This window comes from Pseudomonas tremae, assembly GCF_001401155.1.
GTDB classification, from domain to species: Bacteria; Pseudomonadota; Gammaproteobacteria; order Pseudomonadales; family Pseudomonadaceae; genus Aquipseudomonas; species Aquipseudomonas tremae.
In genome coordinates, this window is record NZ_LJRO01000267.1 from 1 (window position 1) to 283 (window position 283).

The 283-nt window shown below is 59.7% G+C and carries 1 pseudogene; it reads left to right on the forward strand.

What is annotated here, in order from left to right:
• Window positions 1-253: pseudogene (locus ALO43_RS16150) on the forward strand (sulfonate ABC transporter permease); the annotation flags it as partial.
• Between the last annotated feature and the right edge of the window lie 30 nt (window positions 254-283).

The window sequence follows — 283 nt, forward strand, 5'->3', positions numbered from 1 at the left end:
CTACGTCACCGGGGCGCTGACCGCATCGGGTGGGTCATGGAACGCCAGCATCGTCGCTGAAGCGGTGTCCTGGGGTGATCAGCATCTGGAAGCGGCAGGGCTGGGTTCTTACATCGCCAACGCGACTCAGGCGGGAGACTTTCCACGCGTTGCGTTGGGCATTGTTGTCATGTCGATTTTCGTCATCGCGTTCAACCGGTTGCTGTGGCGTCCGCTGTACGGGTTTGCCGAGCGGCGTCTGAGTCTTGTGTGATTTTGATTGAGGAGGGCGCCATCATGATGG